Source organism: Saccharothrix sp. CB00851 (genome assembly GCF_001905065.1).
Lineage (GTDB): Bacteria > Actinomycetota > Actinomycetes > Mycobacteriales > Pseudonocardiaceae > Actinosynnema.
On sequence record NZ_LWLC01000052.1, the window covers coordinates 782 to 24,025 of the forward strand.

General features: G+C 66.4%; 20 protein-coding genes. 9 read left to right on the forward strand and 11 right to left on the reverse strand.

Annotated elements, in window-relative coordinates:
* The 5 genes from A6A25_RS36995 to A6A25_RS37015 all read right to left on the reverse strand — a co-directional run.
* Positions 1-1,373, reverse strand: a 1,373-nt coding sequence (locus A6A25_RS36995) for a pPIWI_RE module domain-containing protein (protein ID WP_143193661.1), incomplete at its 3' end; no start/stop codon positions are given.
* Positions 1,374-1,400: 27 nt separating this feature from the next.
* Positions 1,401-4,871, reverse strand: a complete 3,471-nt coding sequence (locus A6A25_RS37000; protein WP_073898418.1) for a signal recognition particle — start codon at positions 4,869-4,871, stop codon at positions 1,401-1,403.
* Entirely contained in the window at positions 4,864-6,027 is a 1,164-nt protein-coding gene (locus A6A25_RS37005; protein ID WP_198932990.1) for a restriction endonuclease-related protein, read from the reverse strand. Before A6A25_RS37005 ends, A6A25_RS37000 begins: the two co-directional genes overlap by 8 nt.
* Positions 6,028-6,036: 9 nt before the next feature.
* The gene (locus A6A25_RS37010) at positions 6,037-7,446 is read right to left on the reverse strand and encodes a PD-(D/E)XK nuclease family protein (protein WP_198932991.1); all 1,410 of its coding nucleotides are present in this window, start codon (positions 7,444-7,446) and stop codon (positions 6,037-6,039) included.
* Between the two features lie 654 nt (positions 7,447-8,100).
* Positions 8,101-8,460 carry a hypothetical protein gene (locus tag A6A25_RS37015; RefSeq protein WP_073898389.1) on the reverse strand — a complete coding sequence of 120 codons (360 nt, stop codon included), beginning with the start codon at positions 8,458-8,460 and terminating at the stop codon, positions 8,101-8,103.
* A gap of 427 nt (positions 8,461-8,887) precedes the next feature.
* On the opposite strand from A6A25_RS37015, the gene A6A25_RS37020 reads away from it, so the two are divergent.
* Both A6A25_RS37020 and A6A25_RS44430 read left to right on the forward strand, forming a co-directional pair.
* Positions 8,888-9,385: a DUF6933 domain-containing protein gene (locus tag A6A25_RS37020; RefSeq protein ID WP_073898391.1), complete on the forward strand. Its 498-nt coding sequence runs from the start codon at positions 8,888-8,890 to the stop codon at positions 9,383-9,385.
* Positions 9,386-9,681: 296 nt separating this feature from the next.
* Entirely contained in the window at positions 9,682-9,858 is a 177-nt protein-coding gene (locus A6A25_RS44430; protein WP_158073892.1) for a hypothetical protein, read from the forward strand.
* A gap of 155 nt (positions 9,859-10,013) precedes the next feature.
* Here A6A25_RS44430 and A6A25_RS37030 read toward each other — a convergent pair whose 3' ends face one another.
* The 5 genes from A6A25_RS37030 to A6A25_RS43650 all read right to left on the reverse strand — a co-directional run bounded on the left by A6A25_RS37030 (position 10,014) and on the right by A6A25_RS43650 (position 12,827).
* Positions 10,014-11,000: a hypothetical protein gene (locus A6A25_RS37030; RefSeq protein WP_073898395.1), complete on the reverse strand. Its 987-nt coding sequence runs from the start codon at positions 10,998-11,000 to the stop codon at positions 10,014-10,016.
* Positions 10,997-11,203, reverse strand: a complete 207-nt coding sequence (locus tag A6A25_RS37035) for a hypothetical protein (protein WP_073898397.1) — start codon at positions 11,201-11,203, stop codon at positions 10,997-10,999. The genes A6A25_RS37030 and A6A25_RS37035 overlap by 4 nt, the downstream gene beginning before the upstream one ends.
* Complete coding sequence (locus A6A25_RS37040; RefSeq protein WP_073898399.1) at positions 11,200-11,826, reverse strand: helix-turn-helix domain-containing protein; 627 nt, start codon at positions 11,824-11,826, stop codon at positions 11,200-11,202. Before A6A25_RS37040 ends, A6A25_RS37035 begins: the two co-directional genes overlap by 4 nt.
* Positions 11,823-12,053 (reverse strand): hypothetical protein, encoded by a 231-nt coding sequence (locus A6A25_RS44435; protein WP_073898401.1) that lies wholly within the window; start codon positions 12,051-12,053, stop codon positions 11,823-11,825. Before A6A25_RS44435 ends, A6A25_RS37040 begins: the two co-directional genes overlap by 4 nt.
* A gap of 468 nt (positions 12,054-12,521) precedes the next feature.
* Positions 12,522-12,827, reverse strand: a complete 306-nt coding sequence (locus A6A25_RS43650) for a hypothetical protein (protein WP_143193662.1) — start codon at positions 12,825-12,827, stop codon at positions 12,522-12,524.
* Positions 12,828-13,003: 176 nt separating this feature from the next.
* On the opposite strand from A6A25_RS43650, the gene A6A25_RS37050 reads away from it, so the two are divergent.
* The 5 genes from A6A25_RS37050 to A6A25_RS37070 all read left to right on the forward strand — a co-directional run bounded on the left by A6A25_RS37050 (position 13,004) and on the right by A6A25_RS37070 (position 18,481).
* Positions 13,004-14,551 (forward strand): ISL3 family transposase, encoded by a 1,548-nt coding sequence (locus A6A25_RS37050; protein ID WP_274534381.1) that lies wholly within the window; start codon positions 13,004-13,006, stop codon positions 14,549-14,551.
* A gap of 255 nt (positions 14,552-14,806) precedes the next feature.
* On the forward strand, positions 14,807-15,400 hold the full coding sequence (locus tag A6A25_RS37055; RefSeq protein WP_073898404.1) for a hypothetical protein: 594 nt from the start codon (positions 14,807-14,809) through the stop codon (positions 15,398-15,400).
* The gene (locus A6A25_RS37060; RefSeq protein WP_073898406.1) at positions 15,397-16,764 is read left to right on the forward strand and encodes a 7-cyano-7-deazaguanine synthase; all 1,368 of its coding nucleotides are present in this window, start codon (positions 15,397-15,399) and stop codon (positions 16,762-16,764) included. Before A6A25_RS37055 ends, A6A25_RS37060 begins: the two co-directional genes overlap by 4 nt.
* Complete coding sequence (locus tag A6A25_RS37065) at positions 16,745-17,944, forward strand: helix-turn-helix domain-containing protein (protein ID WP_158073893.1); 1,200 nt, start codon at positions 16,745-16,747, stop codon at positions 17,942-17,944. The genes A6A25_RS37060 and A6A25_RS37065 overlap by 20 nt, the downstream gene beginning before the upstream one ends.
* A gap of 3 nt (positions 17,945-17,947) precedes the next feature.
* Positions 17,948-18,481, forward strand: a complete 534-nt coding sequence (locus tag A6A25_RS37070) for a hypothetical protein (RefSeq protein ID WP_073898410.1) — start codon at positions 17,948-17,950, stop codon at positions 18,479-18,481.
* 699 nt (positions 18,482-19,180) lie between these two features.
* On the opposite strand, the gene A6A25_RS37075 is transcribed toward A6A25_RS37070, so the two are convergent.
* Positions 19,181-20,131, reverse strand: coding sequence for a PIN-like domain-containing protein (locus tag A6A25_RS37075; protein ID WP_143193663.1), 951 nt, complete (start codon positions 20,129-20,131; stop codon positions 19,181-19,183).
* A 188-nt stretch (positions 20,132-20,319) separates the two neighbouring features.
* Here A6A25_RS37075 and A6A25_RS37080 point away from each other — a divergent pair, with 188 nt between their 5' ends.
* Together A6A25_RS37080 and A6A25_RS37085 are read left to right on the forward strand one after the other, a co-directional pair.
* Positions 20,320-21,951, forward strand: coding sequence for a TIGR02677 family protein (locus tag A6A25_RS37080; RefSeq protein WP_158073894.1), 1,632 nt, complete (start codon positions 20,320-20,322; stop codon positions 21,949-21,951).
* Positions 21,948-23,156, forward strand: coding sequence for a TIGR02678 family protein (locus A6A25_RS37085; protein WP_073898416.1), 1,209 nt, complete (start codon positions 21,948-21,950; stop codon positions 23,154-23,156). The genes A6A25_RS37080 and A6A25_RS37085 overlap by 4 nt, the downstream gene beginning before the upstream one ends.
* Positions 23,157-23,244: the final 88 nt, after the last annotated feature.

Below are 23,244 nucleotides of genomic sequence, written 5' to 3' on the forward strand. Positions count from 1 at the left end.
GCGTCGACGATGTGCTGGCGCATCTCCTTGGTCTGGTGGAACAGCACGGCGCTGACGTTGTTGTCGTTAGTCGCCGCAGCCAAGGAGCGCCGTTTCTCGGCGTTGCGCTTGTCCCGGGCGAGGTTCTCCAATTGCGCCCTCTCCCGCTGCTCGGCGTTCTCGCCCTCTTGCTTCTCCTTCGGGACTGGCACCTTCTTCTCCAGAACCCGGGCGGGATTCTGCTTGAGATCACTCCGTAGTAGCGGCAGCGCCCAGGTGAATTCGGGCTCCAGTGCCTGCGCGGCCCACTCGGTCAGTCGCCGACGTTCCAGGGGCATGAGGCCGGTGCCGACCGCGTGCCATCTCATGCGGCCGTGAAACGTCACAGCAGCTTGCAGGTCGTCGCCGCGTAGCCAGGCTTCGGGCTCCTTGGCGAACACGTCGGGCGACGGCAGGTTGTCCACAGCAGAAACTTGAGTGAGCAACCCCTCGGGACCTCCCTGGCGCCACATTGGACGACGTGCCTTCCGGTCCCACTCCAGCATTGCGACGGCGAACCGCCGAGGACGGGTACCGGCTTCCACGAACGGGTCCTTTGCGAGCAGGTAAGTGGAGACGCCGTTGGTGCCCGGGAAGTAGACCGGACCGCTGACCCACCGGCGGATACCGGTGCTGATCTGCACACGCGGAACCGGTGAGAAGGGCACGGTGCGGAGGGAGACGCGGATGACGCCTGAGTAGTAGGCCACCTTTGAGGTGCCTTTGGCTTTCGCGGGATGTTCCAGTGGGGGCCAGGACATCAGTTCAGCACCACTGGCTCGAGCATCGACCGCCACCCTGTGGAACGTCACTTGATGGCCCGCGTGCTCGTACGGGTCGAGTTGAGCAATGCGGTCGGCGACGATCTCTGGTACGAGTCGGTACAGGTGGTCGTGGGGGACTGCGGTGCCGCCGGGTGAGGTGCTTTGCTCGCGCAGGTCGATTTCCCGGACCTGCCACTCCAGCTGGTGAGCGGCCAATGAACGGGCGGTCTTGAGGAACTGCTGGTATGCCTCGTCAGTAGGCTTCAGGTTCCTCAGCCAAGCGTTGATCATGGTGCTTAACACGCGCGGCGGGTACGGCTCTTCCGCGTAGATCCACGGCTTGTTCTCGTCGAAGGCGGCGTACGCGCCGACGGTAATCAAGTCCGGGGCGACGACGCGCATGAGGCTGTTGAGCCGCCGGATGGGTACGCTCTTGATCTTTGCCTTGGCTGATTCCGTGCGGCCGTAGGTGTAGAGATCGAGGATCGGGTCGCGCCACGCCGCGGGGAAGGCGAGTGTATGCACGGTGCGGGTGAACGGTACCTCGAGGTTCGGCAGAAATGCGGCTTGTTGGATCTCGGCGTAGGCCACGGTCTCGATCTTCCTGGTTCGGGGTAGTCAGTCCATGTCCACGAGAGCCCGATGGAGCGGCTCGTAGAGCGCGGTGACGAGTGACTTGTCGACGGCGGGAACTGCGGAGTTCTTGTCGAAGTAGGGGGCGAGGATGGAGCGCATGCTTTCCAGCAGACTCGTGTCGGGCGTGTCCGATGCCTCCAGGCCTGCTTCCCGCGGGGAGAACGCCGCGTCGACGAATACGACTCGTGCTGCGACACCCCCGCGGACCAGTCGGCCGATCACCTGCCACATGACGACAAGCTGGTCCCAGGTGAAAGCGATCTTCTCGTCGAGGGGAAGACTGGTCCAGGACAACTGCCGGGTCAGGAAGCGGTTCCACTTCGTGCGCGCCTCCCGGCGGAAGGCCAGGCCCGCGAGGTCGGGTGTGCCCGCAGCGAGTGCGAGCTGCCGGAAATGCGCATGAGGACCGCGCACCTGGCGCACCGCCCAGTCGTTGATCGCCTGCACGGCCAAGGCGATGTCGTCGGGACGTGGGTGCGGCCTGGCCAGGAAGTAGACGCTGCCGATTGCGGCCTTACCGCCGGGCACGACGATGTTGTGGCCACGTTCAACGGCCAGCAGCGGAGCCACCAGGATCTGACCACCCTCGGACGCGAACGAAGCGACGTTGCTGCGGCTGAGGGTTCGCAGCGACGGATCGCCGGGCAATGTGCGCCAAGCGTTGTCGAGGTCTGCATCGTCGGACACGAGAAGCGTGACGCGGCCGGTCCACTCGGGGATCGCGTTGAGGTACTCGGCAGCGCGTTTGGCTTCCACGTAGCTGCCGACGAGCAGCAGGATGCGGCGGCGATCCGGGTCGTCGATGTCGGCCAGCTCCTGCTCCAGCAGACTGGTAGCGCCCGCGAGACTTCGATCGGGTACCGCGAGCTGATGCAACATCTGGGTCAGCACCTGCGGCCGCTGCTCCGCATCTGCGCCGGACAGTTTCAGAGCCTTGGATGTGCCCGGCCAGTACAGGAACTCCTTGCGGAAGTTCGACTCGAGCACCGACCGCACCTCGTCGTCATGTGGCCGCAGCACGGCACCGACCTCGATATTGACGTGGTAGCGGCTGGACGTGCCGGCCCAACTGGTCGCCGACATGAGCATCACGTTGGGGCCCGGCCGGTTGTCGACCGCAGGCAGGTGCGGCAGCTGGAGCAGCAGCTCCCGGCCGACACCGCTGCACCGGAAGAACCGCAGTTCACCGCTTTGGTCGCCATCGCGGTTGCGCTCGCCGAGCTGGAACTGAAAGCCCAGCACATTGCCCATCGGCGACTCGGGAATGATCGGCTCGTAGTCCTTCGGCGGGCGCCTGGACAACACGTTCGAGGTGGCCTCCAGGTTGAGCGCCGCTTCGACACGTGGCCACAGACTCGTCATGAGGTCCAGCCGGTGGTGCAGCGCGGCCAGCACCAGGGTGAACCCGAACCTGGTGACATGAGGGCCGAGGTCGTCGGTGATCCCGTGGTCATCACCGATGAGAGTGAGCAGGGCGCCGCGGAGCCGGTCACGGATCGTGGAGTCCCGCTGCGCGTGCAGGAGTTCGAGCGTGAGGTGGACCAGAATGTTGACAACGATTGCTTCTTCGTCCGGATCGCCTGCCGGGGTCGTGATGGACTGTTCTTGGAGCGGGTCGTCGCGGAATCGGTCCAGGATGCGGTCAACCCGCGCTATCCGCGCGTCACGCCGCACCACCTCGGCCTCATCTGGATCCTGAACCCCTTGCGAGCTCGGGAACCAGCTGTTGATCAGCCACTGATGGAGGGTGAGGGCGCTGAAGTAGTCCTCGGTGATCCACGCGCGCAGACCTGCATCCGTGATCAACAAGGCGTACAGGCGATCGGTAGCTGAGGTGACAGTGTCGGTTGCGTTTGCCCAATCATCCACGTCCTGGGCGGACAGTTGGAGCCTGCCGCGGCGAGCGAGTTCGACGACCTTGTGCGCCGCCACTTCATCCAGCCACGAGTTGGGGCCGCGTCCGACCAGCGTGGTGGCCGGGGCGAACGCGGTGTCCAACTGCATTTGCACCCGGTCCGCCTCGTCGACGATCACCAGATCGCTCATCCGGCAGGCCAGTTCCAGGTAGCGGAGCCGCTCGGCGTGCAGGTGCTGCGGGATGCCGCTGTGAACGAGGCCCGCCGGAGTGGCGACCCAGATCGTCGCATCGACCAGTTCCCGAGCACCGTGGTGGCGTGGACACCGCGTCCACAGAGGACATGCGTGGCGCTTCGGTTTTTCTTTCTTGGTCGCCTTGGTCATGTCGGACTCTTCGGCAACCCAAACCGGTAGCTGAACGCTGTTGTCCTGTTTCGTGGGCTCAGAGACCGGGTAGAGCGACGTGCAGGGCGCTTCCCCGATGCCGAGCGGCCTGGCCGCCTCCAGGCCGCGCAGGGCGTCGAGTGGGCAGGCACTGCTGAGGTACTCGAAGCTCGGGTCGTCGTGCGACAGCATCGTTGCGGCACCGGCGGTGGCGGTGCGTCGGTGAAGCCGCTCGATGTTGCGCTCCCGGGTGGACTGGCCGAGGATCGGTGCCGCCGCGATCCCCAGACGACGGAACTGCTGCACGACGGCGAGCACCTCGGCCACGTCACCGACGACGACCGTGATCCTCCGTCTGGGTTTTCCCGTGGCTGCCCAAAAGGCGAGGATGTCTCGCAGCGTCGACTTGCCCGCACCCACCATGCCGACCAGGTTCAGCAGGCCGTCGATTCGCAGCATCTCGTCCGGGTCCGGCGCGAACTCGCCTCGTTCGTCGTCGCGCACCAGCAGCTTCACTCGTCCGAGACGGCGTTCCCACTCATTGCGCTTCAGGTCAGGCTGGGCTCTCTCGATGCGGTCCATCGTCCGGGCCGCGTCCTCGAGTTCGCTCCAGGCCACCTCCACCGGGGCGGAGGCCCCCGGTGGAAGGGCGGTCAGGTCGTGGGGACGCGGTGCCGGGCCAGGCACGAGGTCGTCGGTGAAAACCACCGAGTGGTAGCGGTCGCGCACGGGAAACCGGTACTCACCCACCCCCGCGACGGGCAGCGGATCGCGCTTGAATGGCGGCGAGGAGGTCAGCACGTCCTCGTAGATCACGAAGCGAGTGGCAGCACGGGTCGGAGTACGCCGTTCGGGCACGGCGTCCAAGCCCTTGACGTCGTAGCCACGCAACTCTTCGGGAACGGTGAGGTATGTGGCGATCGCAGAGTGCCACTCCCGCCGGCGGCGCATGCTCCACAGGTAGTGGCGCGCCCGCTGGACGCGAAGGCGTTGAGCAGTGGTGCGGACATCGCCGAACACCTCGCTGTAGGGATATCCGCCGAACAAGGTCCAGGCATCGCCGACGGTCCGTGTCGGCATCACCGTTTCGAGCAGGTACAGGCCGAGTTCGACGTCCAGCAGATCACCCGACGTGAACGAGGCCAACGCCTGGGGCCACGCAGGATTCAGTTGGCCGGTGAGAGGCCGGTGCCAACGGCCACGATCACGCATCAGACGCACTCCCGTCGGTCGACCGGGTGGCACCCACCCGCCTGATCCGCTTCAGCTCTCTGCCCAAAACCCGGAGGAACTCGGTGTCCGACAACAGTTGGACCCGACTGCGCACGTCGTCGGGAACATGTCGATCGAAGATTCGCGAATAAGCCTCGCGTTCGTCGAACCGGTATTTCGGAACGACTAGGAACGCCCGGTCGTAGGGCGGTGAGCCGGTGAAGGGACGTGCGGTTCTCGCGAGCAGCGCCGGGTTCGCGCGGTCTTTGACGTCGATCGCCCACACCTGCTTGTTCGGCAGCGTGATGCGCAGGTCGTAGGTGTCGAAGTTCGGCCACATCTCCGGCTGCAACCCCTTGGCGACCAGTGCCTGTTCCAGGTCGATCTCAGCCAGCCCCGGACCGGTGATGAACATCCGCAGCGGACGGCTGAGCTGGTGCACGCCGTTGCTGCGAGCGGCATCGAACCGACGCCCGATCTGGGTGAACCCCTCACGCCGGCAGCGGTCCAGCTCACACCGGTACTGACCGCCGTCAATCGGTACGAGCAGGCACCCGCAGCGCGCGCATTGCACGTATTGTCCGCCCCGCAGGTACGACGCCGGAGCGGGTTCGTACGAGCGCTTGACCGTGTCCATCAGCAGGATCAGATCGAGGTCCTCACCCAGCAGCGCCAGGTCGGTACCGGTCAGCACAGGACGGGTGATCAGCAGGCGGCGGAACGCGGTGTAGGAGTCGGGGGACTGAGCGATCCGGCACTGCTGGACCACGCCCAGCATGATCTCGTTCTCGTACTGCTCGGCGGCGGCGTTCTGCGCGGCCACCACCCATTCGAGGCATTGCTGGGTGGGCATGCTCGTCTTCGGGTCGACCAGCAACCCGTCTGCCGCGTCCATGTCCTCGGGTAAGCCCAACGGCCACTCGTGCAGGGGGAGCGTCATCGCCCACGTCACCATGTCGGGCACGCTGGCCGGTGGTGCCATGCCGCGGCGCAGGCAGAGCAGGACCAGGTGGTTGTAAGCGGCCTGCACGGAGTCCGCGTACACCGGACTGGTCGGCGTGCGCTGCCGCGACAGCGCGACCAACGCGGATGCGATCATCCGTGCCAAAGGCTCGCCGTCGAAGAACGCGGCCGGTCCGGCCGTTCTCGTGGTCACCACGTGCCGCTACTCCTCCTCGTTCGACACATCCACTCCCGGGAAGCTCGGGCACCACTTGGATACAGGACACCCCCGACAGTCCCGGCCCGGCCGGGCCTCGAAGGCCTCGTCCGCGCGCCACGGCTCCGCCATACGTTGCACGACGTGGCGGGCCTTGTTCACCCGTTCGGGATCGGTGGGGTCGATTACGTCGATCTCCGCGCCCCGCGGGCGCAGAACCTCCAACTCGACCCTGGCGCTGTTGACCTCGCCGCCGAGCACTCCGTGCGCCAGGAACAGCACGGCGAGGGCGAGCTGCGGGAACTCGTCGAGGAGATCGTCGTGGTACCAGCGCGACCTGCGGGAAGTTGTCGTCTTCACCTCTCGCCAGACCCACCCGCCGTCCTCCTGGTACAGCATGTCCGGCTTGGCCAGCACCACTGCCTGCGCTGCCGTGTCGTGCACGGCGAGACGCGGTTCCACACGCACCTCGGTCGGCACCTCGAATTGGTGGAACACGCAGACTTCGAGGTGACGCCGCAACATGTCGGCACCGTCTTTTGCGAGTTGCCCCTCCACCCGCCAACGGCCCGCTGTCCAGGGAATTTTGCCGGTCGGCATCGCCGCCGGGTCGCAAGCCCGGCCGCCTCGGTGGGCCTCCTCGAGCCAGGCGTGCACCGCCTGACCGAGTTCGGCCTCGCCCGAGTACTCGTAGCTCTTGGGTAGTTTCAGCGCTCGCAGGTGGTACTGGGCCGGACAGGTCTTGTAGTAGCGCAGGTCGCTGACCGATACCGTGCGCACCGGCGCCGGTCTCGCGGTGAGCCCGAGGACGCCGGGCACGCGCTGCAACGTCCCGCAACTGGTCAACTGCTTGCACTGCGCGCACGTCGGGCCCGGCTGCTCGGGCCCGCCGGCGACGATGGCGGCCACCCGCTTCCTGCCGTGCTCGGCGTAGTACCTCTCCGCTTCCGTTGGCGTTCCCTGGAATCGCACCTCGGCGCGTTGGCCCTCCAGGTCCACCTCCACCACGCGGACGTAGGACACCTGTGGGCCCGTGCGCGTCTGGAACACCTCCTTCCAGGGACGGGGCCACAGAGCAGGGCGGCCGAAGGCGGCCACGTGGGCCGCGATAGCGATCTTGACCTCATCGGCCGGGTTGCTCGATCGGGCTAATCGGATCTCGCGATGCTGGCCGTCGGCCGAGTGATACCGACGCCCCCACGCGAAGAGTTCCCAATGGCGCTCACCAGGTCTGCTGATCACCCACCAGTCCCGGACGGGTACCAGCTCACCGGCATCCGGCACCTCGGCCGACAGGTACCCGTGCACCGCGCGTCTGGTGAACTCGATCAGTCCCGGATGTAATCGAGGGCTGCTCCGCTCGACCTCGGCCAGCGCTTCCTCCTCATCGATCCCGTCGTGCTCGACGCGGTCCAACGCGTCCGTGACGGGGCGCAGGAGGAATCCCTCGAGTTCGGGCCTGGGTGTCCAAGGACGTCGTCGGGGTACGACTCGGGGACGGACCTTCACCCCGAGGTGGGAGGGGCAGCCGAACAGCTCGTCAACTGCTGCTCCGGTACCGATCCTGATCAAATCGTCGTTCCCGGTCATGCCGGGCGGGATCGTCCACGTGCTCACTGCCGAGGAACTCCCTAATCGCTGAAACCGGCGCGCCGGGCTCCGGAAGAAGATCAAGGTTTCGGGTGGTGTGCGAGATGTGGTCTGTCGGCTCTGGTCAAGTGCGGAGATCATACATACGACATCGTGCCCACGTGTCATTGTGTGCAGTTGAGCAACGCTGACCGCATTTTTGCGACTACGTCCGTTCCTGTGCGGCTTGGGGTCCCTGTCGCCTGATGTGGTTCGGCGAGCAGCCAGGGTCTGCGGTACGTACGTGTGTGCGTCGTAGCAGGAGGTGTCCGCTGGTCGAACGCCTCAACGTGATGAGATGATCAACTTTGGGGTGCTGGAAAGTCTGCGGAAGATGTGAATGTGGCAGGATTCAGTGCTTTCTCTTTGGTGTTATATTTCGAGTGTGCTGCAGGTGATCGTGGATGCGAAATTTTGATCGATGCCTATTTTCTATGCTTTCTAGTCAATTCGTGAGTTTATTATGATCGTGTGACGTGTCGTTTCGGCCCAACGTGCACGTACGCGGTCGGCGATGGCGCTGCCTCTCAGAGCGTCCTTGAGCGCGTCCCGAACATCTTGGTGAGTGCAGACACCATCGCCGATGTGTTCCTCGATCATTGGGAACGGAACGCGCATGGCGAGATCGAGGAAGACCTCCTGTAACCGGACCTCGCTGGCGTCCGCCTGGACTTCGTAGGTGGTTCTGATGAGTTTGCTCTGGCTGAAGGTGTTCCAGCTGTTGACCACGGTGAGCGTCGTGTGCCCGTTCGACCACCGGAGCGGTCCCGCGCTCAGCAGGTCGTGCAGCAGGTCGCTCACGATCGTGTCGAGGTGACGATGCGGTGGGCACGAAGGCCCGGCAGAAGCGTAGAGCGCATGCTCGGACTGGTCGCGATGCGCACCGCGCTGGCCACAGGTGATCCGACTCGATCTGATGGTTGGCCCACCGCCTCGCCCACCGGTGCAAGGCGGTGACCGAGAACGACATCAGTGCGCCGCCTGCAGGTCCTGTCAGCGGCCAGCGAAAATTCCCCGAGGACGGTTAGTTATGGTAGTCAGTTGTAGTCCCCGCTCGCGGCCAGATGCGCGGTCGGTGACAGGCGCAGCCCTGCCGCCGTGCTCGTCACGTCGGAACGGTCCGCGCCGCCGCAGACGAGCCGCACCGAGCCGGGCTTCCGTGACCGGCGGCGGCCTCGAAGGCTGACGTGGTGGTGTGCCGCGGTCGTGATCGAGGCAGGATGGTCGGGTGTTGATCGTGCGTGCCACCAAGAAGCTGCTGCGTCTGGTGGGTCCGTCCACCGCGCCTGACGACGATCGTGGCACGACGTTGCTGGGCCCGTGGTATGCCACGGTCCTGTTCTGGCGGCCGCGGGTCGTGTTGCTGGTCAACGAGGCGACGTTGCTTCCCGTGCTGCTGCCTTTGGCGCCTGCGGCGACTCTGACCGGCAGGCTCGCCGAGCAGATCGGCACAGTGCTGACCGCCCTCGACGCGCCTTCCGCGATCGTCGACCAGGAACGGCGGCACATGCAGACCGCTCAGCTGGGTGTCACCGCCAACCGCAGCGTCGTGGGCGTCATGACCGACTTCGCCCGCCTCGCAGAGATCCGCCACGACGACGATCCCATCGTGGACCTCGTCGCGCTCGCAGTCCGGCTCGCCGCGACCCCCTGCAGCCCGCTGTACGGCAGAAACGTCAGTCCAGACCGTGAACTCGCCGCCACGTTGCAGGCGATCACGATCTGACACCGAGCGCGAAACCAGGCACGTTCATCTGTACGCCATGGAACATGGTCCAGTCCGCCGGCGATGGGGCGGCCGACTGCAGACAAGCTCACCGAGCGTAGCGATGACACGGCCAGATACCTCCCCGCTAAGTGGCCGCCAGCGGGGAGATCGAACTGGCCACTGACAAGAGGTCCTCGTGACTCGGTGATGAGGTGCTGTCGAGTTCGACTACCGGGACCAGAGGTCGCAATGCGCATCCAGGTCGCCCAGTTAGGGAATCGCGTGGCCGGTGGTCCACGGGCACGGTGAGGCTGGTGGATGTCCGACGCCTCGAAGTCCTGTTCCCCGGTTACGTGGATGCCCGTGAGTACGCCATTGCCTGGGCGGTGTGGAGTGCGCTCAACCCGGCGAAGCCCGCCTGCGGCGATGCCGTGCCTGGCGAGGGCATCAACGATGCGGTGTTCGGCGAGGACGTACAGGACCGCTCTTGAGTTCGTGATCGGCACTCGATTCTGGTGACCAGCTCACCGAGCGGCACGGCGCACAGTTCTCGCTGCGTGCATTGCCCGGGCCCTGATCCGGCAAACACAGGAGCTGTTGGGACGGGATCACCTTGCCGAATCTCCCGCCTTCTGCTCGGCCATGCTCATGCGGTCCCCCTGCGCAGGGCGTCGCGGACCTCGCGGGCCGCGTCAGTGCCGCACCCCAGTGCCTCCCGCAACCGGGTCGCGGACGGGTCGGCGGGCAACCGCCCGGCGGCGATCAACCGCCGGGCGCGGTCCACCAGTAGGGCCACTCGGTCCCCGGTAGCCCCGTGCTGTGCCGCCGCCGTGTCGGGGGCGTTGTGCCTGTACGCCGGGCCGGTAGACGTGTCGGTAGGGGCTACCGGTAGGCCGTGGTCCAGGTCCGCGAACGCCGACCAGATCACCGGCAGCACCGCCACCGCGCCGACCGCGACCAGCGGGCCGATGGCGTGCGCGAGGAGCTGCATCGGGTCGAACTGCGGCCACGGCACCGACATCCACGGCAGGTACGGCCACACGTTGAGGGTGAGCGTCACCGCGAGCGCCCCGTACTCGACCGCGGTCAGGTGCCGGTGCCGCAGCACCCGGCCCCTGGTCGCCAGGAACGCCCGCGCACCGACGATGACCAGCAGCACCGCCGAGATCACCGGCTCGACCGCCCAGGCGCCCCACCATGCCGCGCCCCGCTCGGTCATCGACCGGGTCAGGGTGTGGTGCACGCCCGTAGTGGACCAGCCCAGCGCACCGACCAGCGCCACCAGCGCCACGACGGTGAGCACCAGGCGCACTCGCGCGGCCTGCCACGCCCGTGCCGCCGGGTCCTGGGCCAGCGCGTGCAGCCGGGCCGCCTCGGCGGCGCGTTTACGGCTGCGGCGCACCCGGTCGGTGTCGAGCAGCAGCGGCGCGGCGTCCGCCTGCAACTCCAGCAGCGCGTGCGCCTCGTCCACCTCTGCGCGCAACTCCCGGACCCGCCTGGTGGCTGGCGGTACGACGGCCGGGGTCGGGTCGGATACGGCCGGGGCCTGTCCGGCCACGTACTTCACGACTTCGGCCACGGCGCGCTGTACGTCCTCGTCGCTCGGTTCGGGGAAGGGAATGAGGGTGGTCATCGCCGCACCCCGCAGTTGTCGCCGGGGCAGTCGGTGATGTGCCAGCTGCGGCGCGCGGCGGCGTTGCGGCCGGACAGCAGGTTGGTCGCGTCGCGCAGTCGTTCGGCGGTCTCCTGGTTCTCCAGGCAGTACGCCGGGGAGGTCCAGCCACCGGGGTGCGCCAGGGTGGCGGGCTCGGCGTAGGTGAGGTGCACGCGGCTCATCGGGCACCACCGTTCCGCTGCGGCGCACAGCGCGGGCACGGCGTTGAGCGTGTGCGGTCCTCGTCCAGCCACACCACGCGCGCGGAGACCGGGTCGGGATCGCGAGCATCGCATTGCCCGCACACCGGCCGCACCGCCGAGCGCCCATCGGGCGCGCTCGGCGCGGGACGGTTTCCTGGACGGTTAAAGGACGGTTTGGGCGTCATGGTGACGCCCCCGCTGGTCTCTGCTGACGCCCCCAAACGCTTCTGCTGACGCCCCCTGCTGGTCAGAGGGGCGTCATCCTGACGCTCCTCGTCGGGGCCTGTGGACAACCTGGCGGACAGCACGAGGTTGTAGACCAGTGGCCGCGCGTTGGCCTCCGGGATCTTGGCGTCGCGCACGCGCGTGTTGCCTGCGCGGATCAGGCCCAGCTCCTCCAGCGATCGCAGCGAGCGTTGGACGGTCCGCCGGGACAGCCGGGTGTAGCGCATCATCCGCTCGACCGAAGGGAAGGCGTCACGGCCGTCAGGACCGGCGTGGTTGGCGAGTGCGATCAGCGTGATCGCCAGCGTTGAGGCGTCCTTGCGGTCGGTGGGGATGGGGGCGTGGTTGAGTGCCCAGTCGATGGCCTCGATGCTCACCAGGCACCGCCTGCGGCGCGGGCGCGGTAGAGGAGGCTGGCGACGGTGCCCACCACGGACGTGTCGTGGTCGGCCAGCCACTCGATGACGCGCCGGTCGTGCTCGCCCAATTCGATACCGTCCAGCGGCTCCAGGAGAGCCGCGACGCGGTCGGCGTGGCGGCGAGCGCGCCACTGGTCGGTGTTCTCATCCGGTTGCCGGTCGTCGAGGTACCCGACGTCTTCCATGTCGAAGGGCGGACGAAGGCGCCGCGGTGGCCGTCGAAGCGGCGTGGTGGGTGTGGAGAAGTGGGTGGTGCTCATCGTGAACAGGACCTCTGGTGCTCGGGTCCCGTCTCACAGGCGTCTCACGGACCTGTTAGACGGGGCCGGAATGGAGGCCCTGACCTGGACTGCCGCTGGACTCGACCAGCTACAACGGACCTGAACGAACCACTGTGGACACCCCTTGTCCCGCTGGGGGTCAAGGGGTCGCAGGTTCAAATCCTGTCGTCCCGACGGTCTGAAGGAGCCCGCTGGCTTTGGGTATATGCCCAGGTCAGCGGGCTATTTCGCGTTGCGGGGCTGATCTTGACCTGGTAACGGAACGGTAACTTCGCGATCTTGGTGAATCCTGTTTAGGAGCGAAATCAGGCGCGAGTGGCTCCAGATCTTTGACCAGCGCCAAATGGGGTCGCCTCGAACGGGTGAATCTGTCTAACCGACCCCAAGGACCACCCGGTCACGTGAACCGCCGTCAACCTGCGCCGAACGTCCGAAACCGGCCTTGACCTGCGAGTATGGGCTCCAGTCGCGCGCGACCGACCGGGCCGGGCGCGAATTGCCGACTACCTCGACTGCTCGCTGCGTTTCTGTCGTGCCTGGACGGTCTGCGTTGCCGCCCATCGATCTGGCCCGCTGTCGTTCGACTTGAGCTCGTGCCGCGGCGGTGCGTGGGTTGATCGCGAAGGTTTCGAGCGCGATGACCTCACTGCTCGACGTGACCATCACCGGCTCATCCACTGGCCCTGTCGATGCGGCCCCCCGATAAGTCCGAGCGCCTGGCTGTCAACGGCGCTGGAATATTGGATCTGGCACGGTTTCCGTGATGAGGCACTGGTAGCTGATCATGTCGCGTGTCGGTCTCGGAGTTACTCGGTGTCGTGTTCCCTCACCTGCTTGACTTGCGGATCGAGAAGGTGTCCGCAGCTGGTCGTTCGGTACGGATCCGGGCCACCACTCACGACCGGGCTGTGGCGTGCCCGACCTGCGGGTTCGCATCACGCCGGGTACACAGTCGCTACGAGCGTCGACTGTCCGATCTCATGGTCGGCGGCCGGGAAACGGTGATCCACCTGCGGGTGCGGCGGTTGTTCTGCGGCAACGAGCACTGTGCGCGGGCGACGTTCGTCGAGCAGGTCGCCGGGTTGACCATCAGGCACGGTCGCCGCAGCGTCGGCCTGGGTCGGATGCTGGAGCGCATCGCGTTGGCGCTCGGCGGCCGGGCCGGCGCGCGGCTGACCTCTCACGTGGCCGTCGACGTGAGCCGGATGACGTTGTTGAGGCTGGTACGGGCGCTGCCGGACCCACCGGCGGGTGTTGTGAGGGTGCTGGGCGTCGACGACTTCGCCCTGCGCCGGGGACACGTCTACGGCACGGTGCTCGTCGACATCGAGTCCGGCCGCCCGGTCGACGTACTCGACGATCGCACCGCCGGGACCCTGACCACATGGCTGCGCGAGCATCCCGGGGTGGAGATCGTGTGCCGCGACCGTGCCGGCGCGTACGCCGAAGGCGCCCGTCTCGGCGCACCGCAGGCGCTGCAGGTCGCCGACCGGTGGCACGTCTGGAACAACCTGGCCACCGCCGTCGAACGCACCGTCGCCCGGCACCGCGCCTGCCTGCGACCACCCGAGGACGCCACGTCGGCGATCGACGCACCGACCGGTGCCCCACCGCCCGCATCGACAACGGCACCGGGCGTTATGCGGACCGACCGGATCGCCGTCCGCACCCGTGAGCGCTACGCCGCGGTGCACCGGTTGCGCGGTAAGGGTCTCGGTGTCCGTGCCATCGTCGCCGAACTCGGACTGGCCAAGGGAACGGTCCGTCGTTTCGTCCGCGCCTCAGGTGTCGACGAACTGCTGACCAACGACGGCACCGGACGCAGACCCAGCCTGCTCGAGGAGTTCAAGCCCTACCTGCACCGGCGATGGACCGCGGGCTGCACCAACGCGACGCTGCTGTTCGAGGAGATCAAGGCCCGCGGCTACCGCGGTCGGTATCAGATCGTGCGGGACTACCTGCGCCCTTTCCGCACCGGTGCACCCGTCCACGAACCGACGCCACCGGCGCCGAAGGTCCGTCGGGTCGCGAGCTGGATCATGAGCAACCCCAGGAACATGACCAACGACGACCAGCGACGGCTTGACGAGATCCTGACCCGAAGCCCGGAGCTCATCGCACTGGCGGGACATGTGCGCTCGTTCGCCACCATGATGTGCGACCTGCGCGGGGAGCGCCTGGAGGAGTGGACGGCTGCGGTGGAGAACGACGACCTCCCCGCGCTGCACTCCTTCGTGACCGGGCTACGACGCGACCAAGACGCCGTCACCGCGGGCCTGACACTGCCCTGGAACTCCGGCCGCGTCGAAGGACACGTCAACCGCATCAAGATGATCAAAAGGCAGATGTACGGACGAGCCAACCCCGACCTGCTCCGCAAACGCATCCTGCTCGCCGACTGACGACACGCCTCGGCAATCACGGAAACCGTGCCAGATCCAGCATTCACGCGTCGTCGACACTGGCTTGCCCTGTGAGGCGCTGGGCAAGCCTGCGGAAGCAGACAGGGTGCCGGTGGTCGTGTGAGCCGGCACGAGGCTGATTCCTGCTTGACCGTCATGGCGGTGGCGAGGCCCGCACCGCGAGAAGCAAGCTTTACATCTTGACAGGTAGATGCACTGTAGGCGTAGCCTCGTGTCAAGACGTAAGGAGGCGACATGCCGGACGGCGACTACCTGGTCTGGCGGGTCGGGGCGAAGTGGCGCAAGCTGTACAACCTGCTGAAGTCGGGCGCGCCGGCGGTTCAGGCCGAGGATGCGTTCGTTTCCGCGCTTGCCGACACCGTCCGGGTCCTGGGCGGCGTACCGAACCTTCACGCTGTAGCGGCACAGCTCTGCGCGCGTAGTGGTAGCGGGGCGGAGAGTAGAAGGGTTGTCGCGGTCAGCCGGACGGCAGAAGGCGCCGTCCTGCGGCGATTGCTTGACGAAGTGGCTCAGCCGTTGGCCGCGAGGATGCAGTTGGAGACGAACTTGACCTCGCCGAGGGCCGCTGCTGACTTGCTCGCTGCGCGGTTCCTACGTCGGGTGGCGAAGGCTTGTCTCGACCAGCTGGTGCCTGGACTGGTCACCGCCGGGCGCTCGATGGCGGACTTGCGGGTTGAGTTCAAGAGCCTGTACGAGACGCCGCTGATGGATGACCTGAGCGATCGACTGGTGCGTCGCCCCACAGGGGAGGGGCTTCGTGCGCCGGATCGGCGTACATCGGTGAAACCCTTGAGGGAACTGTTGGATACGGGATTGGACGACCTGTGAAGACCGTTGACGTCACACCCTCCGACGCAGTGGTCCGGTTCTGGTCGGACTCGGTTCCGGACGAGCAGCGTGTTCGGTTCGGTGTGGACGCACGGCTTGACGGCGCTGGAGTGGTCGACCTGTTGTCCCGGCATCTCCCTGCGGTGGCCGCGGACTTGCTGGACATCGCCGCGTCCGTGCACGCGATCGACCGTATGGTCAAGCGTCCCTACTACGGTGGTCTCGGTAGCGGGGGCGACTGGGGCCGCAGTATCCGGGCGGTCATCCCTGTTCGTGAGGTGGACCGATGGTCCGCGTCGCGGGACGAGATCCACATGCTGCTCGAGTGGCTGACCGACGATCGCTGGGACTGCTCGTTCGTCCAGGCCGAGGGCAGAGGATTGGCGTCCCGGCAGGGCTACCTCCTGGATCTTCTGCCCGACGACATCGAACCTGTGTTGTTCTCGGGTGGCCTGGACTCGACGGCAGGGCTCGCCGTGCACGGCACCGCCAATCCACTGCTTCCGGTCAGCGTCGTGACCAACGGTCACATGGCAGGGGTGCAGCGGAGGGTGCTGAGCTGGCTCGGCTTCGACGAGTCTAAACACGTCCGGTACAAGGTGAATCTCAAGCGGCGCCTTACCGGAAGGGATGGTGCGAGGGAGTCTTCGCAACGGTCGCGTGGCCTTCTGTTCCTGGCTTCAGGGGTCGCTACCGCGTTGACCTTGGGAGCGCGTCGGCTGTGGTTCTGTGAGAACGGCATTGGCGCGGTGAACCTGCCCTACATCGGCTCGCAACTTGGAGCGCAGGCCACGAGGTCGGCCCACCCCAAGACCGTCGCGCTCATGCAGGCCCTGGTGCACGCGCTCACCGGCGAGGACTTCAAGATTCACAACCCGTTTCTCGGTATGACGAAGGCCGAGGTCGTGTCGGCTGTGCCCGCCGGCTCGTTGAGGGCGTTGTCGGAGAGCGTTTCGTGCGACACGAGCTTCGCATCGCGGGTTAAGGGGCACCCGCGGTGTGGCATCTGCACGTCGTGCCTTCTACGAAGGCAGGCCGTGGCGGCCTCCACCTATCCCCGCCTGGATGATCAGTTGTCGTACCGTGTGGAGGCTGGCGTCGGGACAAGGGAGTTGATCGCCATGCTGTGGCAGGCGTCGAGGCTCGCCGACTGCTTGCGGCCCGGCACACCGTGGTCGGCTCTGCTCGAGGAGTTCCCCGCGCTGGCAAGCACCGCACGGTACGTCGCACCAGGCGTGTTGACCAGGATGTTCGCCACCTACACCCGTGAATGGCCGTCTTTGCTCGACTCGCTAGGTTTACGGGTCGAGGATTGGTTCGGCGACTGCCTTCAGGATGCGAGCGATGGAAACCACGGTGGATGAGCACGGGACGACCGAGGCGCTGGCCGCTCGGATTCGGGACGCGCGGGAGGCTGCGAAGCTCACCCAAGCCCAAGTTGCGGGTGAACTGGGTATCAGTCGGCCGACGCTCATCGCGATGGAGAAGGGCACCCGCGCCGTCAGTCCTGCGGAACTGGTCAAGCTCGCCCAGGTGTACGGACGAGACGTCGCGAACCTGCTGCGGCCTTCCAGGCCGCCGGCGTCGCTCCGGGCCAGGTTTCGCACCGGCCTGATGACGAGCCCTGTCGACAGTGACCTGGAGCAGGCCGTCGGCGAGTTGGAACGCTTCGCTGACAACTACATGGATCTGCTGCGTCGATCGCAGAACCGCCTGCCCGGCCGTCCACCGGCTGTGAGGGTCACCGACTACCTGGGCCCCGAAGAGGCCGGCGAAGCGCTCGCCACCGAGGAACGGAACCGGCTCGGCTTGGGCGACGGGCCGCTTCAGTGGCTACGAGAGGTTCTTGAGGTGGAGGTCGGTCTTCGCGTGTTCCTGCTCGACCTGCCGTCCAAAGTGGCTGGTGTTTTCATCACCGTCGAGCCATTGGGTGGCTGCGCCGGTGTCAACCGGAACCACCCTCCGCAACGACGACGCTGGACGATGGCGCACGAGTACGCCCACTACCTCGCATCTCGTGACAGGCCCGAGGTGACCCGGCTGGGTTCGGGTCGCGCCAACGACTCCGAGCGCTTCGCCGAAGCCTTCGCCGCCAACTTCCTTATGCCCCGCAACGGAGTGCTCCGCCGCTTCCATGAGCTCAAGCAGGACAACGGTGGCAAAGCGACACCGACCACTCTGGTCCAGCTCGCACACACATACCGAGTGTCGGTGCAGGCATTGTGTCTTCGCCTGGAGACTCTCAACCTGGTCAAGCACGGGACCTGGGACAGGCTGAAGGATCACAACTTCCAGCCGCGTGCCGCAGCCGACACCCTCAACCTGGCACCCGTGCCGGACAGCGGAGAACCGCTGCCGTACCATTACCGCACCCTGGCCACCCAACTTTTCATCGACGGCGAGATCACCGAAACGCAGTACGCGCAGTATCTGGACATGAGCGTCGTCGATGCGCGGAAAGAGTTCCACAAGCTCACCTCCACGCCCGATGTCGGCGAGGACGGCCAGTCGCAGACCGTCGATCTACTCGACAGCGTGGAGTGACAGGTGGTCGTGCGGAAACCGCTCCTCTTGGACGCTTGTATCGCCATCAACCTGCTGGCGACCGGTCGAATCGAGGACATCGCGAAGGTTCTCGACCTCCGCTTCCTGATGGCACTCCAAGCTGCGAAGGAATGCGGCGAAGTACGCGGCTTTGAGCATGACCAGGTCGTCCACGCTCGCGGAGCAGGGCCCGAAGAGCTTCACTTCGCTGACGTCGTGACCCTCGACGCGCCGGAGGTCGACGTCTACGTTGAGCTTGCTCGAGACATCGACGACGGCGAAGCCGCGACGCTCGCAATCGCAAGGTTTCGGTCACTCCATGTGGCCACTGATGACCGAAAGGCGCGGCGAGTCGCTAAGGAACTAGGGCTCGACATGCCGATCGGAACCACCGTGATCCTTCGCGACTACGCCGCTGGGGCCGGCCTCACGGCAAGTGAAATCGCTCTTGCCCTCCGATCCGTCCGAGACCTGGCGAACTATGTGCCCCGGCAAAGCGACGAACACTACACGTGGTGGCAATCCAGCATAAGCTGACCTCCGGGAAGCGCTTATCACGGTTATTCGTTCGCTCCGGCCACCCGATCACGGTCGATCGTCGCACAGCACCGATCGTCCTCGCCTCGTCGAAACCGCCGGGCTCAGCGGTCCTCCGGCGCGTCGAGGGTCACGACGTCGGCGAAGTGAAGGTCTTCGGGCGTTGCTCCATGAACGCAGACGACCTGGTTCTGTTCGAAGCCGCGTACGTCGCCGCATTCCTTCGCGGCCCTACGATCCTCGGTTGCAGGCCGCGGTGACCGAGGCCGGGCAGCGGCTGGTCGACGTGCTGGCTGCGGACCCGTTGGCCGAGTCGGTCTCGACGGCGACGAGGGCGCCTCGGAGGACTGGCGCCACGACTTTCACATGGACCGCACCGGGGAGACCCGGCATGACCGTGCTGGTTCTGGCCGCCGACCTCGACCCGAGCCGCGGGATCACAAGGGGGAGGCACCGAGGCTGTTCTCAATGGCGGTGACGACGTTGCGGGCTTGGACGTCGCGGCCGCGGGTGTTGGGTTTCACCTTCACCGGCCCGTCCAATGGCGACGTGGTGCTCTGGCTCCTCGACCCCGCCACGCCGCAGTCCGCCCTGCCGGGGGTGTCTACCCGCCCTCGAACACGCTGATCGGTTCACGCGAGGTGTTCGGTGGCGGCGACCCCTGCACCGAGCTTCCGCCACGGCGTTGGCCACCTGGGCCTACTCGTTCCACGGCAGGAGGGAACGTATGGGGCGAAGGGTTCCCTGGTCGGCGTCCGGGCCCCAGCCCCGATCGCCTCGCCACAATGTGGTGCGCTGCTCGTGCACGTAGGAAAGCAGGTGCTGCGCGGTGATGACGACGAACCGGCTGCCTGCGGCGGCGTGCATCTCCTCGACGAGCAGCGGGTGGGCGCCGGACGGTCGCCTGTCGCGGTACTCCACCCAGCCGTCTTCCTTCAGATCCCGGGTGATGAGGACGATGGGGCGTCCGCGGCCGTGCTCACGGGCGAACTTCAGCATCTGGTGCCAGATGAGGCAATCGTTGTGCCGGATCGGCTCACGTTTGCCGCGGTCCGCCGCTGTCGGAGGTCGTCGGTCGACCACTCGCCGTTGGGAGTCCTTGATCCAGCGGGCACGCTCTTGCTCCTCGGGAGGCGCGCCAACGCGTTCGGTGGTCAAGCGGTCGATTTCTTTCGTCACGTCGGCGATCATCTTCTGCTCCGCCTGAGCCGGCACCTCGTTGCCTCGCGAGTCGGCGATCTGCTGGTAGTGGAGCTTCGCGGCTCTCAGGGAGAGGATCACGTGGTCAGCGTCCGGCTTGTCGATGCGCCACTCGCGCATGTCCCGCCGAACGAGAAATTCCAATTTGTCGTAGTCGGCGGCCACCGCGCGACTCCGGTTGCCTATCTCGCGGCGGAACGTCTCCATGACGCCCGGCCGGACGTTGAGAACCTCGCTCATTGCCTGGTGGGGCACCCATAATCGGTCGACGACGGTCCACAACGCGTCGGAGAGTTCGGCTCGGTGATGCGGTGGAAGCCGGTAGAGGTCGAGCAGGATATTCGCGTCAGGGATGAACACTCCGAAGTCAAGATCGACTCTTAGGGTGAAGGGGTCGAAGTGCAGCGATCGGTCGCCGGAGTGCTCGGCCGACTCGTTCCGGTGCGCCACGGATCCCTCCATGCCGAGCACACCGTTTCGAGACGGTCGTGAGCAGTTTGTCGTTGAGTTGCGGGGTGACGGGTACTCTACAACGCGGAACGAATCGGGTGTGCGGATGGCCCGTCGTCCGGACGGCTGGCGCGGGAGGGATTCCACGGCGAATGGACTTGGGCGAGAGATCTGTAGATTTGCGGTCGGTGATATCCGAAGCTCCCTCGGATACGGGGAACGGCACCGAGGCCGATGCCGTCCTGCTGGCGCTGCCCAGCCGCATGCCGGTGGTCACCTACCTCAATGCGGAGCACGCTCCGTTCTACCGCTTGATCCTCGATGTCCTGCTCGAACAGGAAGCCCGCCTGGGGCTGCATCTGCCCACAGCCGAGGTGGAGCAGCGTGTACGGCAGAAGCTGGCGCTGCTCACCGAACCGGTCCACGTGCCGGATGTGCCGCGCCTGCTGGAGAGCCTTTTCGAGTGGGGCAACGTGGACCGGATACAGAACACGCATCGCAAGGGGACTTATCAGGAGTACCTTCGCAAGGACTACCTCTACCAACTGACGCCCACTGGCGCGCAGGTCCACCAAGCGCTGACCGCGATCGACGCTGAACTCGGCGCAACGGGTGCCCTCCAGTCCTCGATGTTGCCGGAGGTGCTCTCCGCTCTTCGGGAGTTGGTCGGCATGATCACGCCGAAAGTGGACGAAGGTCGGGGTAGGAACTCCACGATCCCGCTCACCGGGGCTTACGCTTCGTTGCAACGCATCGTCAACGGTTTCACCCAACTGTCAGACAACGCGAAGCTCTTCGTTCAAGGGCTGAACCGGGCACTGGAGTTGAACACAGAGCTGACGACCGAGGTATTCCTCGCTTACAAAGATGTCGTCGTACTCTACCTGCGCACGTTCGTCCTCGCCTTGACGCGGTACGCCTCGCCCATCGCGGCGGAGATCGGCCGGGCCGAGGCAGCGGGCATCATCCAGCTGTTGCCCCGACTGGCAGCCCACGAAGCCGCACCATCGCTCCACGTGCCGTTCCAGCAGGTTGTGGCGCAGGACACTGAGATGTTGAGCCGGCAGTGGAGCGGTCTGCGGAGTTGGTTCTTCGGTGAGGCCGGCCGCCCGCCGGTCGCGCAGACCTTGGAGGATCGAGCGGCGGAGGCCGTCAACCGCATCGTGTCGACCGTTCGCAGGCTCAACGAACAGCGGTTCCGCCGGCTCAACCGGGCCGCCGACCTGCTCACGTTGGCCGACTGGTTCGCAGGAACCGCTGACCCTTCGGCACGTGCCGCGTTGTGGCGAGCAGCGTTCGGCATGCACTCCGTGCGCCACCTGGGTGGTGTGCACGCGGCCGAAAGCGACCTCGACCTCAGGCCGAAAGCGAGCTGGTGGGAGACGCCTCCAGTGCCGGTCGAGGCGCGATTGCGCAAACAAGGGCCGCGCGCCAAGACCGGACGCCCATCGGGAGTGGGCGACCCCTCGGTCGTCAAGCGGCAACTGGCCGTGCGGGAAGCGCGAGAGCGAGCAGTCGCCGACGCCGCGATCACGACGTTCACCTCCCGGTCACCGGTGCTGATGTCGCGGCTGCCCGCGCTGGACGACCATGAATTGGACGTGCTGCTGCGGTGCCTGAACGCCGTCCTTTCGGTTCAAATGGACACTGAGCGGTGCCGGACGGCCTGCACACCGGATGGCCGCCTGCGGATCACCCTCCGGTCGCTGCCCGCCGATCGGGGCGGGAGGCCGAGAGCCGTGGTTCGCACCAGCCGCGGCGACATCGCCCTGGAAGACTTCGAACTCACCGTCATAGACCTGCGCAACGGGGATAGATGAACGACCAGATCGACGAGGAAGACTTGAGGCTGGCGGCCCGCACGTTGCTTGCCCGCCCACTGCTGAGGTCCGGTGGACCCGACGCCGCGGTTGCGGCGACGATCCGACGACCGGTGAACCAGGAGCGATTGCAACGGTGGTTCGACAACGCACTGGGCTGGAAGCTGATCGTGGAGCGCGATGTGGTGCGGCTGCACAAGGTGCCGGCGGTTCTCACCGGCGTCGCCGGCGACGCGCCGGGTCAGCGTTGTTCGGTGCTGTACTGCCTGATCCTCGCCGGTCTGGAGGAGTTCCGCGAGCAGACGGTGATCAGCGAGTTGGCCGAGCTGGTGGAGCGGCTGTCCGCGGCCAGACCCGCTATCAGGACCTACGACGCGATGGTGTTCGCAGAACGACGTGACCTGGTCGCAGCGATCCGGCTCTTGGTCGACCACGGTGTACTTGTGCCCACGCGGGGCGACGCGTCAACGGCTCAGGACGAGCACAGCTACGTCACGGGCGACGGTGACGCCATCTACGACATCGACCACCGCGCCGCGGCCCTCATGCTCGCGTGCCCGGTGCCTCCGACTCGCGCAGGCACACCTGCGGGGCTCATCGCCGAAACGATCCCGGACACCCCCGACGGACACAACCGCGCTCGCCGCCACGGCCTGATGCGGCGGTTGGTGGAAGATCCCGTCCTCTATCTTGAAGAGGTTTCCGAGGCCGAGCGCGAGTACTTCCGGGCGCAAAGACACGCTCTGGTCGCCGACCTGACTTCGATGCTTGACGTCCGAGTGGAGGTGCGCCTGGAGGGAGCGGCGATCATCGACGACGAGCTTTCCGACGTCCGCTTCCCCCAGGAGAGCACTCCGAAGTTCGCGGCCCTGTTGCTGGCCGGGTTGTTGGCGGCGGAACCGGGAGTCGCCTCGGGTGCGGGTGCCGTGGTCCCCTTGGCGAGGCTGATGGAACTCGCGTCGCGTGTCGCCGAACAGGTCGCCGGTCGGGTAGCGACCATCCTGGGGCACAAGGTCACGGCGGAAGCCGTTCTCCACGTCGCGTCGTCGGTATTGAGCGTGTTGCGCTTGGTCGAGCCGGTCGGTGACGGCTTGCGCCCGCTGCCCGCCCTTGGGCGATACCGGGTTCACGGCGGCATCGCGGACCCCAGCCCGGAAGCCTCTGCGCTGTTCGACGCCGACACCGAAGGGGGCGAACGCGAATGACGACGCCGACGAGCAGAGTAGAGCGTGCGTTGGAGGCGCTGCTAGGGCGTGTCTCCAAATCTTCGGCCTGGTAGTAGGTCATGATTGG

Coding starts and splice junctions, on each gene's coding strand:
- A6A25_RS37000 (WP_073898418.1), bottom strand. CDS start 4,871: ATGCGTGATCGTGGCCGTTGGCACCGGCCTCTCACCGGCCAACTGAAT.
- A6A25_RS37030 (WP_073898395.1), bottom strand. CDS start 11,000: ATGACCACCCTCATTCCCTTCCCCGAACCGAGCGACGAGGACGTACAG.
- A6A25_RS37035 (WP_073898397.1), bottom strand. CDS start 11,203: ATGAGCCGCGTGCACCTCACCTACGCCGAGCCCGCCACCCTGGCGCAC.
- A6A25_RS44435 (WP_073898401.1), bottom strand. CDS start 12,053: ATGGAAGACGTCGGGTACCTCGACGACCGGCAACCGGATGAGAACACC.
- A6A25_RS37055 (WP_073898404.1), top strand. CDS start 14,807: ATGCCGGACGGCGACTACCTGGTCTGGCGGGTCGGGGCGAAGTGGCGC.
- A6A25_RS37065 (WP_158073893.1), top strand. CDS start 16,745: ATGGAAACCACGGTGGATGAGCACGGGACGACCGAGGCGCTGGCCGCT.
- A6A25_RS37085 (WP_073898416.1), top strand. CDS start 21,948: ATGAACGACCAGATCGACGAGGAAGACTTGAGGCTGGCGGCCCGCACG.